This is a genomic window from Microvirga sp. KLBC 81 (assembly GCF_003075415.1).
Lineage (GTDB): Bacteria > Pseudomonadota > Alphaproteobacteria > Rhizobiales > Beijerinckiaceae > Microvirga.
Window position 1 is genome coordinate 1 of the sequence record NZ_QDAH01000276.1, and the last position, 963, is coordinate 963.

Consider the following 963-nt stretch of genomic DNA (forward strand, 5'->3'; position numbering starts at 1 on the left):
GGGACTGTCGGAATTTCCGTGTAAGGGCCGGGTTCATCAAACCGGCCTGAAGCGGCCGTCGAAGAGAATGGCGAACTGGGCTTTCGCCATGCTCCATTCCCGTGGCGGCATTTTCCACTCTTTCTGCGGTTGCCTCAAGACCAGAAACAATAGCTTGATCGCACTCTCGTCGGTGGGAAAGTGCCCGCGGGCCCGCACCGCCCGGCGCAGTTTGGCATTCAGCGCCTCGATGGCATTGGTCGTATAGATGATCCGGCGCACCTCGTCAGGAAAGGCGAAGAGCGGGATCACCGCCGTCCAGTGGCGCCGCCAGGACGCTGCGATCGCCTCGTACTTGCGGCCCCAGGCCGATTGCGCGAATTCCTCCAGGGCCGCCTGGCCAGCCTCGGCATCCTTGGCCCGGTAGATCTCCTTCAAGGCTCCCGCCACGGCTCTGCGGTCCTTGTAGGAGACGAAGGCCAACGATGAGCGGATCAGGTGCACGATGCAGGTCTGGACTTGGGTTTCTGGAAACACCGCCGTGATCGCCTCGGGAAAGCCCTTGAGGCCATCGACCACCGCAATCAGCACATCCTCGACGCCGCGGGTCTTGAGCTCGTTCATCACCCGTAGCCAGAACTGGGCGCCCTCGCTCTGCTCGACCCACAGCCCCAGGATCTCCTTGGCGCCATCGGGGCGCACGCCCAGCGCCAGGTAGACGGCCTTGTTGCGCACCGTGCCTTCATCGCGCACCTTGACCCGGATCGCATCGAAGAAGACCAGTGGGTAGAGCGCCTCCAGAGGGCGGTTCTGCCACTCCGAGATCTCCTCCAGCACGGCATCGGTGACCGCACTGACCAGATCCGGCGAGACCTCGATGCCGTACAGCTCGCGCAGGTGGCCCTGGATCTCGCGCACGCTCATGCCGCGGGCGTACATCGATACGATCTTCTCATCGAAGCCGGGGAAGCGCCGCTGGTATTT

General features: G+C 63.6%; 1 protein-coding gene. It reads right to left on the bottom strand.

From position 1 onward, the window contains the following. Positions 1 to 36: 36 nt before the first annotated feature. On the bottom strand, positions 37 to 963 hold a 927-nt coding region (locus tag DC522_RS33735; RefSeq protein WP_116532725.1), incomplete at its 5' end, for an IS256 family transposase.